The organism is Klebsiella sp. NPDC088457 (assembly GCF_044900465.1).
Taxonomy (GTDB): Bacteria; Pseudomonadota; Gammaproteobacteria; order Enterobacterales; family Enterobacteriaceae; genus Klebsiella.
In genome coordinates, this window is the sequence record NZ_JBJDNH010000015.1 from 58,915 (window position 1) to 76,591 (window position 17,677).

The window sequence follows — 17,677 nt, forward strand, 5'->3', positions numbered from 1 at the left end:
GGTTACATGGAGCGAAATGTCACGCTGGACTTTGTCCGCGGCGTTGCTATCCTCGGTATCCTGCTAGTGAATATCAGCGCCTTCGGCTTGCCGAAGGCCGCTTATCTCAACCCGGCATGGGCCGGGAGCTTTACTCTCAGCGACGCCTGGACCTGGGCGATTCTCGATCTGCTGGCGCAGGTCAAATTTCTCACGCTATTTGCCTTGCTGTTTGGCGCCGGGCTTCAGCTCCTGCTGCCGCGCGGCAAGCGCTGGATCCAGTCGCGTCTGACGCTGCTGGCGCTGCTGGGCTTTATTCACGGCCTGTTTTTCTGGGATGGCGATATTCTGCTGGCCTATGCATTAGTCGGTCTGGTGGCCTGGCGGATGGTGCGCGATGCGCATCACATCAAATCGCTGTTTAATACCGGCGTCATCCTGTATGTCATCGGCGTGGCGGTGCTGGTGCTGCTGGGGGTGATTTCCGGCGGGGCGCCGAACCGTTCGTGGGTCCCTGATGTCGCCAGCTTACAGTATGAGCAATACTGGAAGCTGAACGGCGGTATGGAGGCCGTGAGCAATCGCGCCGATATGTTATCCGCTAACCTGCTGGCGCTCGGCGCGCAGTACGGCTGGCAGCTGGCGGGGATGATGCTGATGGGCGCGGCCCTGATGCGCAGCGGCTGGTTAAAAGGGCAGTTCAGCCTTAGCCATTATCGGCGTACCGGTGCGCTGCTGATTGTCGGCGGAATGGCGGTCAACCTGCCGGCGATTCTGGCGCAGTGGCATCTCGCCTGGGACCCGCGCTGGTGTGCTTTCCTGTTACAGGCGCCGCGCGAGCTGGGTGCGCCGCTACAAACGATTGGCTACGCCTCGCTGGCGTGGGGCTTCTGGCCACAGCTGTGCAGACTGCGGCTGGTGGGCGCGATTGCCTGCGTCGGGCGGATGGCGTTAACCAACTACCTGCTACAGACCCTCATTTGCACCACGATTTTCTACCGTTTCGGCCTGTTTATGAAGTTTGACCGCCTGCAGCTGTTAGCCTTCGTCATCCCGGTCTGGGCGGTCAATCTCATCTTTTCCTGGTTCTGGCTGCGCCATTTCCGCCAGGGGCCGGTTGAATGGCTATGGCGTCAGTTAACCCTGCGTGCGTCAGGGACCTCATTGAAAAACACATCCAGATAACGATCTTGATCACAATCGTTAACAAAATGAATGTAACCGTTTCCAGGCTTGTGACATCACTCACGTAGCATGCCCCGCGTCGCTGCCAGAATAGCCTCCTTGCTGAACACAGGAGGTGGGTGTGACGTATTGCAATTCTCTTAAGGTCGGTGAGCATGATCACCATTCGTGATGTCGCCCGTCAGGCGGGCGTTTCCGTCGCTACCGTTTCGCGGGTGCTTAACAACAGTGCACTGGTGAGCCCGGATACGCGGGAAAATGTAATGAAAGCGGTAGCGCAGCTGGGCTACCGGCCGAATGCCAATGCGCAGGCGCTGGCGACGCAGGTCAGCGACACGATTGGCGTGGTGGTGATGGATGTGTCGGATGCCTTCTTCGGCGCGCTGGTCAAAGCGGTCGATACCGTCGCCCAGCAGCACCAGAAGTATGTGCTGATCGGCAACAGCTATCATGAGGCGGAAAAAGAGCGTAACGCCATTGAAGTGCTGATTCGCCAGCGCTGCTCGGCGCTGATTGTCCATTCCAAGGCGCTAAGCGATGAGGAACTGGGCGATTTTATGCAGCATATTCCCGGGATGGTGCTGATTAATCGCATCGTACCGGGCTACGCCCATCGCTGCGTGGGGCTGGATAACGTCAGCGGCGCGCTGATGGCGACGCGCATGCTGCTCAATCATGGTCACCAGCGCATCGGCTATCTCTCTTCTAATCACGGTATTGAAGATGACGACCTGCGCCGGGAAGGGTGGTTCAAAGCGTTACAGGAACACGGCATTATGGCCCCGGATAGCTGGGTCGGTTGCGGATCGCCGGATATGCAGGGAGGGGAGGCGGCCATGGTCGAGCTGCTGGGGCGTAACCTGGGCCTGACCGCCGTTTTCGCCTATAACGACAGTATGGCGGCAGGGGCGCTGACAACGCTGAAAGATAACGGCATTGTCGTCCCGCAGCATCTTTCCCTGATTGGCTTTGATGATATCCCGATTGCCCGTTACACCGACCCGCAGCTAACGACGGTGCGCTATCCGGTTATGTCGATGGCGAAACTGGCGACGGAGCTGGCCCTGCTGGGGGCGGCGGGCAAGCTGGATAGCGATGCGCGCCACTGCTTTATGCCGACGCTGGTGCGTCGTCATTCGGTGATGCAGCGGCAAATTGCGGGGCCGATCACTAACTGATTATGCGCTCTATGTAACCGCTTTCAATCTGTGAGTAAATTCACAGTATATTAACATTCAACTGATTATGATGGCCTCGTTTACCAGTCTGAACCACTATGTCACGGTGATTAATCACTTTTAGCGTAGGAACAAGGCGCTAAACGCTTAATAAAGTCGTATTTCTGGAGCGTTACCCTACACGGAAGACAGAACTTACAGTCGTGAACGTTGTTGTGCGGTAACTTTAATGTAACAAATCCCCGCCAGCTATTTTCACACCAACGGCCCTACATAATAAAACCGGAGATTCCATGAATAAGAAGGTGTTAACCCTGTCTGCTGTTATGGCTAGCATGTTATTTGGCGCCGCGGCACACGCAGCTGATACCCGCATCGGCGTAACCATTTATAAATATGACGACAACTTTATGTCGGTGGTGCGCAAGGCAATCGAGAAAGACGGTAAATCGGCGCCGGACGTCCAGCTGCTGATGAATGACTCACAGAACGACCAGTCTAAACAGAACGATCAGATTGACGTTCTGCTGGCTAAAGGGGTGAAAGCACTGGCGATCAACCTGGTTGACCCGGCAGCAGCGGGTACCGTTATTGATAAAGCGCGCGGCCAGAACGTACCGGTGGTGTTCTTTAACAAAGAGCCTTCCCGCAAAGCGCTGGACAGCTATGACAAAGCTTATTATGTCGGTACCGACTCCAAAGAGTCCGGGATTATTCAGGGCGACCTGATCGCGAAACACTGGAAAGCTAACGCCGGCTGGGATCTGAATAAAGATGGTCAGATTCAGTATGTGCTGCTGAAAGGCGAACCGGGCCACCCGGACGCTGAAGCGCGTACCACCTACGTTATCAAAGAGCTGAATGACAAAGGTCTGAAGACTCAGCAGCTGCAGCTGGACACCGCTATGTGGGATACCGCTCAGGCGAAAGATAAGATGGATGCGTGGCTGTCCGGACCGAACGCCAACAAAATTGAAGTTGTCATTGCTAACAACGATGCGATGGCGATGGGCGCAGTTGAAGCGCTGAAGGCCCACAATAAGAGCAGCATTCCGGTATTTGGCGTCGACGCCCTGCCTGAAGCGCTGGCGCTGGTTAAATCCGGTGCGATGGCCGGCACCGTGCTGAACGATGCTAACAACCAGGCGAAAGCCACTTTCGATCTGGCGAAAAACCTGGCAGAAGGTAAAGAAGCGGCCGCAGGCACAAACTGGAAGATTGATAATAAAATCGTCCGCGTGCCTTATGTTGGCGTAGATAAAGACAATCTCAGCCAGTTTATCGGTAAATAATTATTGAGTTACGGGCGGGGGGATGATACCCGTAATTATTTCGGGTTGCTGAAAGCTACCGCTGATGCAATCTGAAATATAATGCGTAGCCCCGCCCGATTATTCCTGATACAGAACCAGACTCTGGCCGTGCGTTTATTCGCCGGGCGGGGTGTGCATGAACGCAGCCAGGTATAACTATGGTCAGCAATAATAGCGAACGGTCAGGCGAATTCTTGTTGGAAATGAGCAATATCAACAAGTCGTTTCCTGGCGTCAAGGCACTCGATAATGTCAATCTGAAAGTCCGTCCTCATTCTATTCATGCATTAATGGGAGAGAACGGCGCGGGTAAATCAACATTATTAAAATGTCTTTTTGGGATCTATCAAAAGGATTCCGGTAGTATTCTTTTCCAGGGACAAGAGATCGATTTCCATTCCGCGAAAGAAGCGTTGGAAAACGGTATTTCAATGGTTCATCAGGAGTTAAACCTGGTATTGCAACGTTCGGTGATGGACAACATGTGGCTGGGGCGTTACCCCACCAAAGGCATGTTTGTCGATCAGGATAAAATGTATCGCGATACCAAAGGCATCTTTGACGAACTGGATATTGATATCGATCCGCGGGCGCGCGTTGGCACCCTGTCAGTTTCACAAATGCAGATGATTGAAATCGCTAAGGCATTTTCCTATGACGCGAAAATCGTCATTATGGATGAGCCCACTTCGTCATTGACGGAAAAAGAGGTCAATCACCTGTTTAAGATTATCCGTAAGCTGAAAGAGCGCGGCTGCGGTATTGTCTATATCTCACATAAGATGGAAGAAATTTTCCAGCTGTGCGATGAAATTACCATTCTGCGCGATGGTCAGTGGATTGCCACCCAGCCGCTGGAAGGGCTGGATATGGACAAGATCATCTCGATGATGGTTGGCCGTTCGCTGAACCAGCGCTTCCCGGATCGGCAAAACAAACCGGGTGAAGTGATTCTTGAGGTTCGCAACCTGACTTCACTGCGTCAGCCGTCGATTCGCGATGTCTCTTTCGATCTGCACAAGGGCGAAATTCTCGGGATCGCCGGGCTGATGGGGGCGAAGCGTACCGATATCGTTGAGACGATTTTCGGCATCCGCGAAAAATCAGGCGGCACAATCACGCTGCATGGCAAGAAGATTAATAATCATAGCGCCAATGAAGCGATTAACCATGGTTTTGCCTTAGTCACCGAAGAACGACGTTCTACCGGGATTTATGCCTATCTGGATATCGGCTTTAACTCGCTGATCTCCAATATTAAGAAATATAAGAACAGGGTTGGCTTGTTAGATAACTCACGTATGAAAAGCGATACCCAATGGGTGATTGACTCGATGCGCGTGAAAACGCCAGGGCAGCATACGCAAATTGGTTCGTTGTCCGGTGGTAACCAGCAGAAGGTGATTATCGGGCGCTGGTTATTAACCCAGCCGGAGATACTGATGCTTGATGAACCGACGCGCGGGATTGACGTCGGCGCGAAGTTCGAAATCTATCAGCTGATTGCCGAGCTGGCTAAGAAAAATAAAGGAATCATCATTATCTCCTCCGAGATGCCGGAGCTGCTGGGTATTACCGACCGTATTCTGGTAATGAGCAATGGTCTTGTCGCCGGAATTGTTGAGACAAAAACTACTACGCAAAACGAAATTTTACGTCTTGCGTCGTTGCATCTTTAAGAGCAGGGGCTTCTCATGAGTGTGTTAAATAAAAAAAGCTTTCTCACTTACCTGAAAGAAGGTGGGATTTACGTCGTTCTTTTGGTTTTGCTGGCCATTATTATTTTCCAGGACCCCACGTTCTTAAGTCTGCTGAACTTGAGTAACATCCTGACCCAGTCTTCGGTACGTATTATTATCGCCCTCGGCGTGGCCGGGCTGATTGTGACCCAGGGTACCGACCTGTCGGCCGGCCGCCAGGTCGGGCTGGCGGCGGTTATCGCCGCCACTATGCTCCAGGCGGTCGATAACGCCAACAAGGTGTTCCCGGATATGGCCACGATGCCGATTCCGCTGGTGATCCTGCTGGTCTGTGCCATTGGCGCGGTGATTGGTCTGATTAACGGCATCATCATTGCTTATCTGAATGTGACGCCGTTTATTACCACCCTCGGTACGATGATCATCGTCTATGGGATCAACTCCCTGTACTACGATTTTGTCGGAGCGTCGCCGATTTCAGGCTTTGACAGCCACTTCTCTCAGTTTGCCCAAGGGTTTGTGGCGCTGGGAACTTTCCGCCTGTCGTACATTACTTTCTATGCGCTGATTGCGGTGTTCTTCGTGTGGATCCTGTGGAATAAAACCCGTTTTGGCAAAAACATTTTTGCCATCGGCGGCAACCCGGAAGCGGCGAAGGTTTCTGGCGTTAACGTGGCGCTTAACCTGCTGATGATTTATGCCCTGTCCGGCGTGTTCTATGCCTTCGGTGGCCTGCTGGAAGCCGGGCGTATCGGTTCTGCGACCAACAACCTCGGTTTTATGTATGAGCTGGACGCGATTGCGGCCTGCGTCGTCGGCGGCGTATCGTTCAGCGGCGGGGTGGGTACGGTGCTGGGGGTGGTGACCGGGGTTATCATCTTTACCGTCATCAACTATGGTCTGACCTATATCGGCGTAAACCCTTACTGGCAGTATATTATTAAAGGGGCGATTATTATCTTCGCCGTGGCGCTGGATTCCCTGAAATACGCGCGTAAGAAATAATATTCCGCTGTCATCCGGCCCGCGCAGATCGCGCGGGCTTTTTTTATGTTTCGCAATGGGGGCGATTTCTGTGTTACGCGCCTCTTCGCTAAACGTTTTATCGCGAAAGATGGCGCTGCGGGGGAACGAGCGGCGACGCCGTCGACACGGGCTGCATCGAGGAACGGCCGTTCTCTATGGCCTGTCACTTCTCTTTTTGCAATTCCAGCAGCTGCTCCGGCGTTACCGCTGGGTAGGACTGCGCCCCCTCCGGGACCGCCTGCAAGGTCGGAATGGGAATCAGCGGCCCTAAAAAACGCGGCTCACGTTTGAACACATACAGATCGGCCAGCGCGCCAAAACGGGCGCCGAACTCACGTAAGCGCACATTCCACATATCTTTCGGCGAAGGCACCGCATAGCACTGCGCCTGAATCCCCATATGCAGGGCGATAAACAGCGCCCGCTCGCAGTGGAAGCGCTGGGTGATGATAATAAAGTCGTTGGTATCGAAAACTTTACGCGTCCGCACAATGGAATCGAGGGTGCGGAAACCCGCGTAATCGAGCACGATATCTGCCGGATCGACGCCGCCTTTAATCAAATCACGGCGCATGGTCATCGGCTCATTGTAGCTTTGCAGCGCATTATCGCCGCTCAGCAGCAGATAGTTCACCTTCCCGCTATTGTAGGCGTTCAGCGCGCCCTGAATGCGGTAGCGGTAATATTGATTGATGACCCCGGTGCGATAATACTTGGCGGTACCGAGCACGACCCCAACCTGGCGGTAGGGCAGATCCTGCAGCTCGTCGTAAATATAGGGGGCTGTTTTCCAGCTCATCCAACGGTCAAGACCCAGCACGGTCAACAGCAGCAGGCCGAACAGGACTAACAGGCTGTATAACACACGCTTTAACATTCACCTGACTCAATGTGGACAATGGAGCTATCAGGCTACTTTACCCGCCGGGCAAGAGCAAGAAACCATCGTTTAATTGCGGGGATTTTCAACAATGCGGGCCAGCAGACCCGCATGGCAGGATGCTTAAGCGAGCAGAATGCGGTCAATGCTGTGACAGCCTAACGCTTTCAGCGTGGCGGCGGTCGCATCCCACTGAATCAGCGGCGCATCGGCTTTCTCGGCAAGAATAGCGCGCTGAATATCCGGATAATCATATCCATTGAGACTCAGCAGGTTCAGCGCCCCCTGCAGCGGCGGCAGGGTGGGGTTAAAGGCGGCATTTTCCGCATAGCTGCCGGCGAAAATCGTCCCGTCTTTCAGCTCCAGCGCCACGCCGGAAGGGGCGTTGCTGTAGGGCATATGGCAGCGGTTGGCCGCCTGAATAGCCGCCTGGGTCAGCGCATCGCCGGTCAGCGGAAAACCATGGTCCTGCTCATCCATCAGCAGCGTTTTGATCGCCAGATCCTTCGGGCCGAAAGCATCCGGCAGGTAGTGCTGTAGGGAGTGCGCCTCGCGGCCCGGCAGATGGATACGCAGGACCTGGCTGCTGTTCAGCTCATTCATAAACTGACGGCAGTGGCCGCAGGGGGTGTAGTTGACGGTGATCGCCAGCAGGGACTTTTCGCCGCGCAGCCAGGCATGGCTGATGGCACTCTGTTCCGCGTGGACGGTTTGCTGCATGGTTGCGCCGGGGAATTCCATGTTACCGCCGAAATACCAGCTGCCGCTGATCCCGCGGGCGATGGCGCCAACGTTAAAATGGGAGAGGTCGGCGCGCGCGCAGGCCGCGGCGAGCGGCAGCAGCGCAAAGGCCAGCGCGTCTTCGTCCAGCCCTGTGGCGTTGCGCAGCGCTGTGACCTGCCCGGCATCCAGCAGTGCTGGAAAATGCGGGTCGGTCAGCATCGGGGCGATGGCCGCTTGCAGGTCTGCCGCCAGGAGAGGAAGAGCAGCTTGAAAACGTGGGTGCATGGCGTTGCCTCATAACAATGTAATGGGAATCTAGTGTACGGGCGGTGATGGCTCGTATATGTGATTAATATCTCATTGTTTATGCAACTTTGTTATGTTGCACTGATAAATGTGATTTGAATCACATTTATCCGACTATCGCCAGCACCAGCGGAAACAAAAAGGGGGCGATCAGCGAAGTAATAATCCCGCAGAGCACCAGCGCCAGCGAGCTGAACGCCCCTTCCTGATAATCCAGCTCCGCACAGCGGGCGGTGCCCAGCGCATGCGATGCGGTACCCATCGACAGCCCGCGCGCGGCTTTGGTGCGGATACGCATCAGGTTAAGCAGCGTATGGCCGAATACCGCCCCGAGAATACCCACGAAAATCACGCACACCGCGCTGATCGCCGGAATACCGCCAATGCTGCCGCTGACCGCCATCGCAATGGGCGTGGTGACCGATTTTGGCATAATCGACGCGGCGATTTGCGGCGTCGCCCCCATCAGCAGAGCAACGCTGGTTCCGGTAATCATGGCCACGACGCTGCCGATAAAGCAGATCGTAATGATCGATTTCCAGCGGGCGCGGATTTGGTGCAACTGTTCGTATAAGGGAAAGGCCAGCGCCACGACCGCCGGCTGAAGCAGGTCGTTGAGAATTTTGCTGCCCTGAAAATAGCGATCGTAGGAGATTCCGCTGATGAGCAAAAAGGGGATGATTACCACCATCGCCACCAGCAGCGGGTTGAGCAGCGGGAATTTAAACCGCGCGGCCAGCTTACGGGCGAGGAAAAAAACGATTAGCGTCAGCGGCAAAGACCACCAGATTTCATGCATCATCTTTGATGTCCTCTTTTTGTCCGATCACTTTACGTTCGCCGTGGACCAGGTGCGAGCTCCAGCTCACCACCAAAAAAACCACCAGTGTACTGATGGCGCAGGAGATCGCCACCGGGCCCAGCTGCGCGCGCAGCAAATCCCAGTATTGCATGACGCCCACGCCGATGGGCACGAACAGCAGCGCCATGTAACGAATCAGCACGTTACAGCCGGGGTTGACCCATTTCGGCGGCATAATCTGCAGCGCCAGCAGAACGAACAAAATCAGCATCCCGATAATGCTGCCGGGGATAGTCATCGGCAGCAGGGAGGCAATAAAAATCCCGGCGTATAAACAGGCATAGATCAGGACAAAAGCCCGTAGATACTGCCAGATAATATTCAGCGATTTACTCATGGTAATAACCCTTGATGAACCGAATTCATCATACAATTAAACCTTGAAATGTGCTACCGATCACATCATGAATTCTACGCATACCTGGAATAGAGCGACGGAACTGGAACACCCGCAGGCGCGGTAGATAATGTGTTCCCTGCGCGCGTTGTCGACCATCAGATTGGACCAGCTATGATAAAAGCATAGAGATCATCTTACGGCTTTGCAGCAGGTTTCCGCTTTCAACCGTCGGCAGGCTATTGAAATGATAGACAGCACGGTGAGCCGACCGGCAAGACGATGGCCTGATCTCTCGCTAAAGCCCCTTTTAACCCGCAGGCAGAGGCGTTAACATAGCGCCTCTTTTTTTCCCGGATAACGATATGCGTGTTTTACTGGCGCCGATGGAAGGCGTGCTCGATTCGCTGGTGCGCGAGCTGCTGACCGAAGTGAATGATTACGATCTGTGCATCACCGAGTTTTTACGCGTGGTGGATCAGCTGCTGCCGGTAAAATCGTTCTACAGGCTCTGCCCGGAGCTTCATCACCATAGCCGGACGCCTTCCGGTACGCGCGTGCGGGTGCAACTGCTCGGCCAGTACCCGCAGTGGCTGGCGGAAAACGCCGCGCGGGCGGTAGAGCTGGGCTCCTGGGGCGTCGATCTTAACTGCGGCTGTCCGTCAAAGCTGGTTAACGGCAGCGGCGGCGGGGCGACGTTGCTCAAAGACCCGGAGCTGATTTATCGTGGCGCCAGGGCGATGCGCGAAGCGGTACCCGCCCATCTGCCGGTGACGGTCAAAATCCGTCTGGGCTGGGACAGCGGGGCGCGTCGGTTTGAAATTGCTGATGCGGTGCAGCAGGCCGGAGCGACGGAGCTCGTCGTGCATGGGCGTACCAAAGAAGATGCGTATAAAGCGGAACGCATCAACTGGGCGGCAATTGGTGAAATCCGCCAGCGGCTGTCGATTCCGGTGATTGCCAACGGTGAAATCTGGGACTGGCAAAGCGCGCAGGATTGCCTGGCGGCCACCGGCTGCGACTCGGTGATGATTGGCCGCGGCGCGCTTAACGTGCCGAATTTAAGCCGGGTGATAAAATACAACGAGCCGCGCATGCCGTGGCCGCAGGTCGTTGCGCTGCTGCAAAAATATACCCGTCTGGAAAAACAGGGCGATACCGGACTGTACCATGTGGCACGAATCAAACAGTGGCTCAGCTATTTGCGTAAAGAATATCATGAAGCGCTGGTGGTATTTAATGAAATCCGCACCTTGAAAACCTCCGCGGACATTGCCGCCGCTATTGCCCGCTATTAGGGAAAGATTGTTAATCCGCTCACACTTTATTACTCCGGGAGCGTCTGCTGATGGGCATTTCTGTCGCTGAGTGATATTGTGGGGGTTCTTATATTCAGGGTTGCTACTGATTACAGGCAAAACCTAAGCACTTCCGTCATTCGTGGCGGGAGTGCTTAGGTTTTTTTTTGCCTTTTATTTTTGAGGGGTTAAATGACGATTTAAAACAATAAGTTATGCTAAGGTCGGTTGCATTAATAAAGCAGTTGGATGACTGACGGGCAGCTATTGCAAAAATAAAAATGAAGACTAAAAACGGGCGGTTTTATTGCCTGGGGCCAGCTATTACCTTTACGCAGTCACAATGGATATCTTTATGCACAACAAGAAAATAAATCATCTCCTGTTGCTGGTGACATTTTCGCTGTTAGTTCCCGGCGCTTTCGCTGCGGAAACGGAAAAATGGAACGGTACGGTATTAGGTTTTGAAAAACCGCAACAAGGATTGCTTGGCGATATGCTGGGAATTCGCCCGATCCTCGAAGATAACGGGTTTAATTATAATCTCGGTTATCTCAATGAAATGGGCTACAACGCCGGCGGCGGCTATAACCATGATAAACATCTGGCCTATATTGACCAGTTTGCTTTGACCTTTAACCAGGATCTGGAACGCTGGACCGGGATCCCGGACGCACGGATTGAAGGCAATATCGTTAACCGCAACCATAACGATGATCTGACCACCCGGCGGTTGCAGGATCCGCGCGTCAACTTTAACGATTTGACCCAGGAGAGCTGGGGAGGGCAGTCCATTACCCGTCTCGGCTGGCTGACCTTTGCCCGCAGCTTCGATGACCGCCGTCTGACCTGGCGTATCGGGATGATGAATAAGGTCCAGACCTTCGATCAGATTATCCCCTGCGATTTCCAGATGCTTTCACAGTGCGGCGGTAAGTCCGCCAATTCGCTGACCTGGAATAACTGGAATGTGCATACGTGGGGGACGACCGTTGAATATAAACTGACCCCCACGCTGACGCTGAAAGGCGGGGTTATGGAGCAGAATCCGCAGGCCTCATCCCGCAGCCATGCGTGGAGCTGGTCGACAAAAGGCAGTAAAGGCATTCTGCTGCCGGTCGAGATCGAAGCGCGACCGACGATCGGCGGGCTGCCCGGCGCCTGGAACCTGGGGGTACTCTTTACCAATGCGCCGCAGAGCGATCTTTATACGGGAAAATCCGGCGGTCCTGGGGCCAGCGACCCGCAGGGATATGCCCAGCATAACCGCACCTGGTTTCTGTACAGCGGGATGAATCAGCAGATCACCCGTCATGCCGACGATGCGAACCGGGGCATGAGCGTCTCGCTGAGCGGCAGCTATAGCGATCGGCGCAGCAACTACATCCATACCGCCGTGGCCGCATCAATGCGCTATCGCGGCCTGTTCGACGCCCGCCCGCAAGACTGGCTGGGTTTTGGCCTGACCTGGATGGATATGAGCAGCCACTACGCGCGTAACCAACAGTATATGAACGAGATGAGCGGGGCGACGGACTACTCTGCGGCGAACTACCAGCCGGTGGCCGGCCATTCGCTGAATGCGGAACTGTACTATCGCCTGCGTCCGGTGTCGTGGCTTGAGCTGCAGCCGGGCCTGCAGTACTGGCATCGCCCGGGCGGTGTGGCGCAGACTCAGGATGCCTGGGTTATCGAGTGGAAAACCGTGGTGACCTTCTGAACCGCGAAGGCCGGACAGGCATCCGCCCGCCGTACGGGCGGATGCTATCCAACGTGCCGGTTATTCAGACGGTCGCGAAACTCCAGCGGCGTACAGCCGAGGTGCTGGCGAAAGCGTAAACAGAAATAGGCGCTATCGGTAAAGCCCGCGCTTTGGGCGACATCGACAATTTTTAGCTGGCTGGAGGTCAGCAGCTGAACCGCCACCTTGAGCTTACGGAGAAAAATATACTCTTTGAACGTCATGTTAAACAGCTGCTTAAACGTGCGCGAAAAGTAGGACTTCGACACCTGGCACCGCTGCGCCGCCTCCAGAGTGGTGGTCTCCCAGGCCTTATTCTCTTCAATCTCATACAATAATTGCCGCACTCTGCTGACAAAACCGCTGCCGGGAGCATGGGGGAAGGTCTCATCATCGTGATGCAGGGAGAACACGAACTCCATCAGCAGGGCGATGCTTTTCAAAAATACCGCCTGATTCTCCGGTTTCTTCCCCTGACTGACGGCCCAGTCAAAAAGCGCCGTCAGCTGCACGCCGGTCGCTGAATCCGGATACAAAACCCGGATGCGATCCTTTTGCCGGGAAAAATGGCTCACGGCCAGCGGATTTAAAAAATCAAATTCAAACTGGAACAGATAGCGATTGTGATTGCGCTCGGGAAGCAGGTACATCGCATGAGGGATCAGCGCCGGGACGAAAATCAGCGTGCCGTTTTTTATCGGGATCTGGCGATCGTTGATACCAAAATAACCACAGGAACGATCGAACCACATCAATTCATACATAAAGTGAAAATGCGTCTTCACATCATCGCCGGAATACTCGGGGAGCTGATATTGCTGCAGGTAGTAGAGTTCTTGCGTCAGGGTAATGATATTTTCATAGGTGACCGGGTCATCATGCATACAACGTCTCCTTTTTTATACTATATGACGATCGGCAAATAAAATAAAAAGCGTTCTTAATGTAAATGCGATAGCCATCACAGGGCAGGTTCACTTTTATTATATAGCCATCCTCTCTTTATACATATCGACGGCGCCGATGGGCCTACAATGGCCTTGTCAGCAGCAACAACCTTTACTTGTATGGGGTTACCGTCAATGAACAGAATAATGCCGTTAAACTGGTATCAGAAAATGGGCTATGGGCTTGGAGATACCGCCTGTAATTTGGTCTGGTCATCCATCATGTTATTTATGGCCTATTTTTATACGGATATTTTTGGTTTGTCACCGGCACATATGGGAACGATGTTTTTAGCCGTCCGGGTAATCGATGCCTTTTTTGATGTGGGGATCGGGGCGGTGACTGACCGCACGCGAACCAGATATGGCCAGTTTCGTCCTTATTTACTGTGGTTTGCTATTCCTTTTGGCGTAATGTGCATGTTGACCTTTTATACGCCTGATTTTTCCTATACCGGCAAGCTGATTTATGCCTACGGTTCTTATACCCTGCTGTCGCTGTTATATAGCGCCATTAATGTTCCCTATTGCGCGATGATTAATAATATCAGCCAGAGCTCCGTCGAGCGGGTATCGTTGCAATCCTGGCGCTTCGCCATGAGCTCAGCGGGAGGATTATTAGTCTCCGTGGCCGCGCTTCCGGCGGTAGCGTGGCTGGGGAAAGGGAATATCCAGCATGGCTACTTTTATGCCATGGTGCTGATTAGTAGCCTGGGCATTATTTTGTTTTATCTGTGCTTCTTCCTGACCAAAGAGACCTCGATTGCGGCGATCGACGCCAATCGCGGAAGTCTGTTGCAGGATCTACGTATTTTATTGAAAAACCGGGACTGGCGGATCCTCTTTACGCTTAACGTCATCAATCTGGTGGCGGTTATCTTTAAAATGGGGATCATTATTTACTTCTGCAATTACGTGTTGCAACGTAGCGACATGAGCAGTGTGATGATTACCGTGTCAATTGTTTCCGGGTTAGTCGGGACGATTTTTTCGGTTTATATATTTCGCGATATGGATAAAGTTCGCGGGTTTAAGCTGGCGATGTTGCTGGAGGCGATATTACTCGCCGCGCTCTATTTCTTTGCTCATTCATCGTTAGTGATTATTTTTGCTTTTGTTATGGCGATTAATTTTATTCAACTGGCGGCCACGCCATTACAATGGGCGATGCTCTCGGATGTCGTCGATGCAATTGAACGAGATACCGGTAAGAAAATGAGTGGCATCGTTTTTTCAACCAACCTTTTTGCTATCAAATTAGGCATTGCGATCGGCGGTGCGCTGATGGGCTGGCTATTGTCATGGAGTGGCTATATTGGCGGCGCGGCACAGCAACCGCAGGCGGCGATACTGACTATTAAATTAATTTTTACCGTATTACCGGCGGTGCTGGTTCTGGCGCTGACGATCGTCATGCGCCGGTATTCTTTATCCGATCGGTCGCTGGCGGCGGTGGAAAAACCCGGTGCGTTATAATTTATTAAAAGGACGTAGTTGATGATTAAAAATCCTGTATTACGTGGTTTTCATCCGGATCCGGCAATCTGTCGGCGGGGCGATGAGTATTACATTGCCGTTTCGTCATTCGAATGGTTCCCCGGCATTCCGGTTTATCACTCCACCGATTTAGAGAACTGGACGTTACGCAGCCACGTGTTGAACGATCCGCAAACTCTGGATCTGCGCAAGCTACGTTCCGCCAAAGGTATCTGGGCGCCGTGTCTGACCTGGTGTGAAGCCGACCGGCTGTTTTACGTGGTTTACGGCATCATGAACGCCATGAATGGCCGCTATTTTGATGTCGATAACTATCTGGTCACCGCCGCGGAGATTAACGGTCCATGGAGCGACCCGGTCTATATCCACTCCGTGGGCTATGACGCCTCCATTTTCCATGATGATGATGGCAGAAAGTGGATTGTCGCCGTCGATTGGGAGACCCGCGATGGCTATGCCGGGGCGATCTCCATCGTGGAGTACGATCCGCAGGCGAAAGCGGCGGTTTGCTATCCGCAGCGTATCTGGCAGGGGGTATATGGCATGGCGGAGGGGGCGCATATCACCCGGCGCAATGGTTATTATTACATCATGTGCGCCGAGGGCGGCACCGGCTACGGCCACTGCGTGACCCTCGGGCGGGCGCAGCATATTCTGGGTCCTTATCAAAAAGATCCGCAAAGTCCGCTGCTAACCTCCGCGCGGGCGGACGATTTGCAAAAACCGGTGCATATCGATAAAACATCCGCCTCGGCGTTTGATAAAGATTATCTCCGGCGTGAGTGTTTTAACCCGGCATCGACGCTGCAAAAATCCGGTCACGCCAGCTACGTCGAAGATGAGCACGGGAATGTTATTGTGGCCCACCTGTGCGGCCGGCCGCTGCTTCCGGAACTGGCCTGCACGCTGGGGCGGGAGACCGCGCTCCAAAAAATGCACTGGACGCCGGAGGGGTGGCTGCGCCTGAACGCGGGCGGCAATCTGGCGCAGGAATATGTCGATCTGGGGCCGTCGGCGACGGTTGATGAAGCGGCGGAGCGGGTTGAGCGGGTCGATTTTTCTGCGGAGGTACTGCCGCCCGGGTGGTACGCGCCGCGCATTCCGGCCGCGGATTTTACGCGCTATGCGCCCGACCAGGGGTATCTGGCGCTGCGCGGTCAGGAGTCGCTGTGTTCTGAGAACCGCGTCAGCCTGCTGGCGCGGAAGCTGACCTCGGTGTACGCCACGTTGACGGCATGCATGGATTTTCAACCCGAGGTGTTCCAGCACGGCGCCGGGCTGGTGCTGTACTACGACAACATGAACTATCTGTTCCTGCAGAAAACCTTCGACGACCGGCAACAGCGCTCGCGCTTGTATGTCATCCATGTCGATAACGGCTTGAAGCGGGAAGATCATCTGGCAACGGTGGCTGGCGTGGATGGCCCGGTTTATCTGCGGCTGGCGATTGACGGAAAGTCGACGCAGTTTTTCTGGTCGCCGGACAACCAGACCTTTCATGCAATAGGCCAGGCCTACAGCACCGCCCTGTTTTCCGATGAATATAGTCGCTATGGCGAATTTACCGGCGCGTTTGTCGGTATTGGCTGCGTGGATTCCGCCTACCACCGGCGGCAGGCGGCGTTTTATTCGCTGGAATATCGCGCGTTTGAGCAGCGTTCGCTACCGCAGCCGGCATAGATAAGCGGATTAGTCGCGATCCGTATCACGTTTTTCTGCTTCATTAGTTGAGACGGCGGAAGAAATTGCTACAGTGCGGGGGTTGGATTGCTACTGCTTCGGCAGGCAAAACCTGATTTCCTGGCGTTTGTCGGGGGTCAGGTTTTTTTGTTTCTGGGGTTCATATGCAAATCGCCAAAGTTCTTAATAATAATGTGGTGGTTGTTTTAGATGAGCAGCGACGCGAACAGGTGGTGATGGGGCGAGGGCTTGCCTTTCAGAAACGCGTCGGCGACTCGCTGGATGAAAGTAAAATTGAAAAGGTCTTCGCGCTGCAGAGCGATGAACTGGTTGGCCGTTTAGGTGAACTACTCAGTCAGATACCGTTAGAAGTGATGACCACCTGCGATCGGATTATCGAGCTGGCGCGCGGGCGGTTGGGTAAGCTCCAGGAGAGTCTGTATATCACCCTGACCGACCACTGCCACTTTGCCATTGAACGGCAAAAGAACGGGGTGACGATTCGCAACGTCCTGCTGTGGGACATTAAGCGGCTCTATCCGAAGGAGTTTGAGCTGGGTCAGGAAGCGCGGGCGATTATCGCCAGGCGGCTCGGCGTTGAGCTTGCCGAAGATGAAGCCGGGTTTATTGCGCTACATCTGGTGACCGCACAGCTCAACAGCGAAATGCCGGAAGTGATGCACGTGACCCGGGTGATGCAGGAAATCCTGCAGCTGGTGAAGTATCAGCTGCAGCTGAATTATGACGAAGAGTCGCTAAGCTACCAGCGCTTTGTCACCCATCTGAAGTTTTTCGCCCAGCGGATGCTAACGCGCACGGTGGTGGCAGATGATGACATCACTTTGCATAGCGCGGTGAAAGACAACTACGCCAAAGCGTGGAAGTGTGCGGAAACCGTCGCTCGTCATCTGCAGAAAAGCTATCAGCGTTCGCTGACGACGGAAGAAATTATGTTTCTCGCTATTCATATCGAACGGGTGAGAAAAGAAGGGCGCTAAATCCCCTTCGCATTACTACTGGATTGT

The 17,677-nt window shown here is 53.9% G+C and carries 15 protein-coding genes; 10 read left to right on the top strand and 5 right to left on the bottom strand.

The features are described 5' to 3' along the window. Window positions 1–6: 6 nt before the first annotated feature. From yeiB to mglC, 5 genes are all read left to right on the top strand, one after another. Entirely contained in the window at window positions 7–1,164 is a 1,158-nt protein-coding gene (gene yeiB / locus ACI2JR_RS11775; protein WP_462478620.1) for a DUF418 domain-containing protein YeiB, read from the top strand. Between the two features lie 155 nt (window positions 1,165–1,319). Next, entirely contained in the window at window positions 1,320–2,342 is a 1,023-nt protein-coding gene (gene galS / locus ACI2JR_RS11780; protein WP_132725456.1) for an HTH-type transcriptional regulator GalS, read from the top strand. A gap of 293 nt (window positions 2,343–2,635) precedes the next feature. After that, window positions 2,636–3,634, top strand: a complete 999-nt coding sequence (gene mglB / locus ACI2JR_RS11785) for a galactose/glucose ABC transporter substrate-binding protein MglB (RefSeq protein WP_132725453.1) — start codon at window positions 2,636–2,638, stop codon at window positions 3,632–3,634. A 179-nt stretch (window positions 3,635–3,813) separates the two neighbouring features. After that, the gene (gene mglA, locus ACI2JR_RS11790; protein WP_132725450.1) at window positions 3,814–5,334 is read left to right on the top strand and encodes a galactose/methyl galactoside ABC transporter ATP-binding protein MglA; all 1,521 of its coding nucleotides are present in this window, start codon (window positions 3,814–3,816) and stop codon (window positions 5,332–5,334) included. Window positions 5,335–5,349: 15 nt separating this feature from the next. Then, entirely contained in the window at window positions 5,350–6,360 is a 1,011-nt protein-coding gene (mglC, locus tag ACI2JR_RS11795) for a galactose/methyl galactoside ABC transporter permease MglC (protein WP_132725447.1), read from the top strand. A 184-nt stretch (window positions 6,361–6,544) separates the two neighbouring features. On the opposite strand, the gene sanA is transcribed toward mglC, so the two are convergent. The 4 genes from sanA to ACI2JR_RS11815 all read right to left on the bottom strand — a co-directional run bounded on the left by sanA (window position 6,545) and on the right by ACI2JR_RS11815 (window position 9,489). Then, window positions 6,545–7,258 carry an outer membrane permeability protein SanA gene (sanA, locus tag ACI2JR_RS11800; protein ID WP_132725444.1) on the bottom strand — a complete coding sequence of 238 codons (714 nt, stop codon included), beginning with the start codon at window positions 7,256–7,258 and terminating at the stop codon, window positions 6,545–6,547. Window positions 7,259–7,384: 126 nt separating this feature from the next. Next, on the bottom strand, window positions 7,385–8,269 hold the full coding sequence (gene cdd / locus ACI2JR_RS11805; RefSeq protein WP_462478621.1) for a cytidine deaminase: 885 nt from the start codon (window positions 8,267–8,269) through the stop codon (window positions 7,385–7,387). A gap of 127 nt (window positions 8,270–8,396) precedes the next feature. Beyond that, on the bottom strand, window positions 8,397–9,092 hold the full coding sequence (locus tag ACI2JR_RS11810; RefSeq protein WP_462478622.1) for a CidB/LrgB family autolysis modulator: 696 nt from the start codon (window positions 9,090–9,092) through the stop codon (window positions 8,397–8,399). Then, window positions 9,082–9,489: a CidA/LrgA family protein gene (locus ACI2JR_RS11815; protein WP_132725438.1), complete on the bottom strand. Its 408-nt coding sequence runs from the start codon at window positions 9,487–9,489 to the stop codon at window positions 9,082–9,084. The genes ACI2JR_RS11810 and ACI2JR_RS11815 overlap by 11 nt, the downstream gene beginning before the upstream one ends. A gap of 365 nt (window positions 9,490–9,854) precedes the next feature. Here ACI2JR_RS11815 and dusC point away from each other — a divergent pair, with 365 nt between their 5' ends. Beyond that, window positions 9,855–10,787, top strand: coding sequence for a tRNA dihydrouridine(16) synthase DusC (dusC, locus tag ACI2JR_RS11820; RefSeq protein ID WP_462478623.1), 933 nt, complete (start codon window positions 9,855–9,857; stop codon window positions 10,785–10,787). Between the two features lie 355 nt (window positions 10,788–11,142). Beyond that, complete coding sequence (locus tag ACI2JR_RS11825) at window positions 11,143–12,507, top strand: carbohydrate porin (RefSeq protein ID WP_132725435.1); 1,365 nt, start codon at window positions 11,143–11,145, stop codon at window positions 12,505–12,507. 44 nt (window positions 12,508–12,551) lie between these two features. Here ACI2JR_RS11825 and ACI2JR_RS11830 read toward each other — a convergent pair whose 3' ends face one another. After that, a complete protein-coding gene (locus ACI2JR_RS11830) occupies window positions 12,552–13,412 on the bottom strand; it encodes a helix-turn-helix transcriptional regulator (RefSeq protein WP_132725433.1) in 861 nt (286 codons plus the stop codon). Between the two features lie 198 nt (window positions 13,413–13,610). Here ACI2JR_RS11830 and ACI2JR_RS11835 point away from each other — a divergent pair, with 198 nt between their 5' ends. The 3 genes from ACI2JR_RS11835 (at window position 13,611) to bglG (ending at window position 17,650) form a co-directional block, all read left to right on the top strand. Next, complete coding sequence (locus ACI2JR_RS11835; RefSeq protein WP_462478624.1) at window positions 13,611–14,951, top strand: glycoside-pentoside-hexuronide (GPH):cation symporter; 1,341 nt, start codon at window positions 13,611–13,613, stop codon at window positions 14,949–14,951. A 21-nt stretch (window positions 14,952–14,972) separates the two neighbouring features. Next, window positions 14,973–16,652, top strand: a complete 1,680-nt coding sequence (locus ACI2JR_RS11840) for a family 43 glycosylhydrolase (RefSeq protein ID WP_462478625.1) — start codon at window positions 14,973–14,975, stop codon at window positions 16,650–16,652. Window positions 16,653–16,816: 164 nt separating this feature from the next. After that, the gene (gene bglG / locus ACI2JR_RS11845) at window positions 16,817–17,650 is read left to right on the top strand and encodes a transcriptional antiterminator BglG (protein WP_132725427.1); all 834 of its coding nucleotides are present in this window, start codon (window positions 16,817–16,819) and stop codon (window positions 17,648–17,650) included. Window positions 17,651–17,677 lie beyond the last annotated feature (27 nt).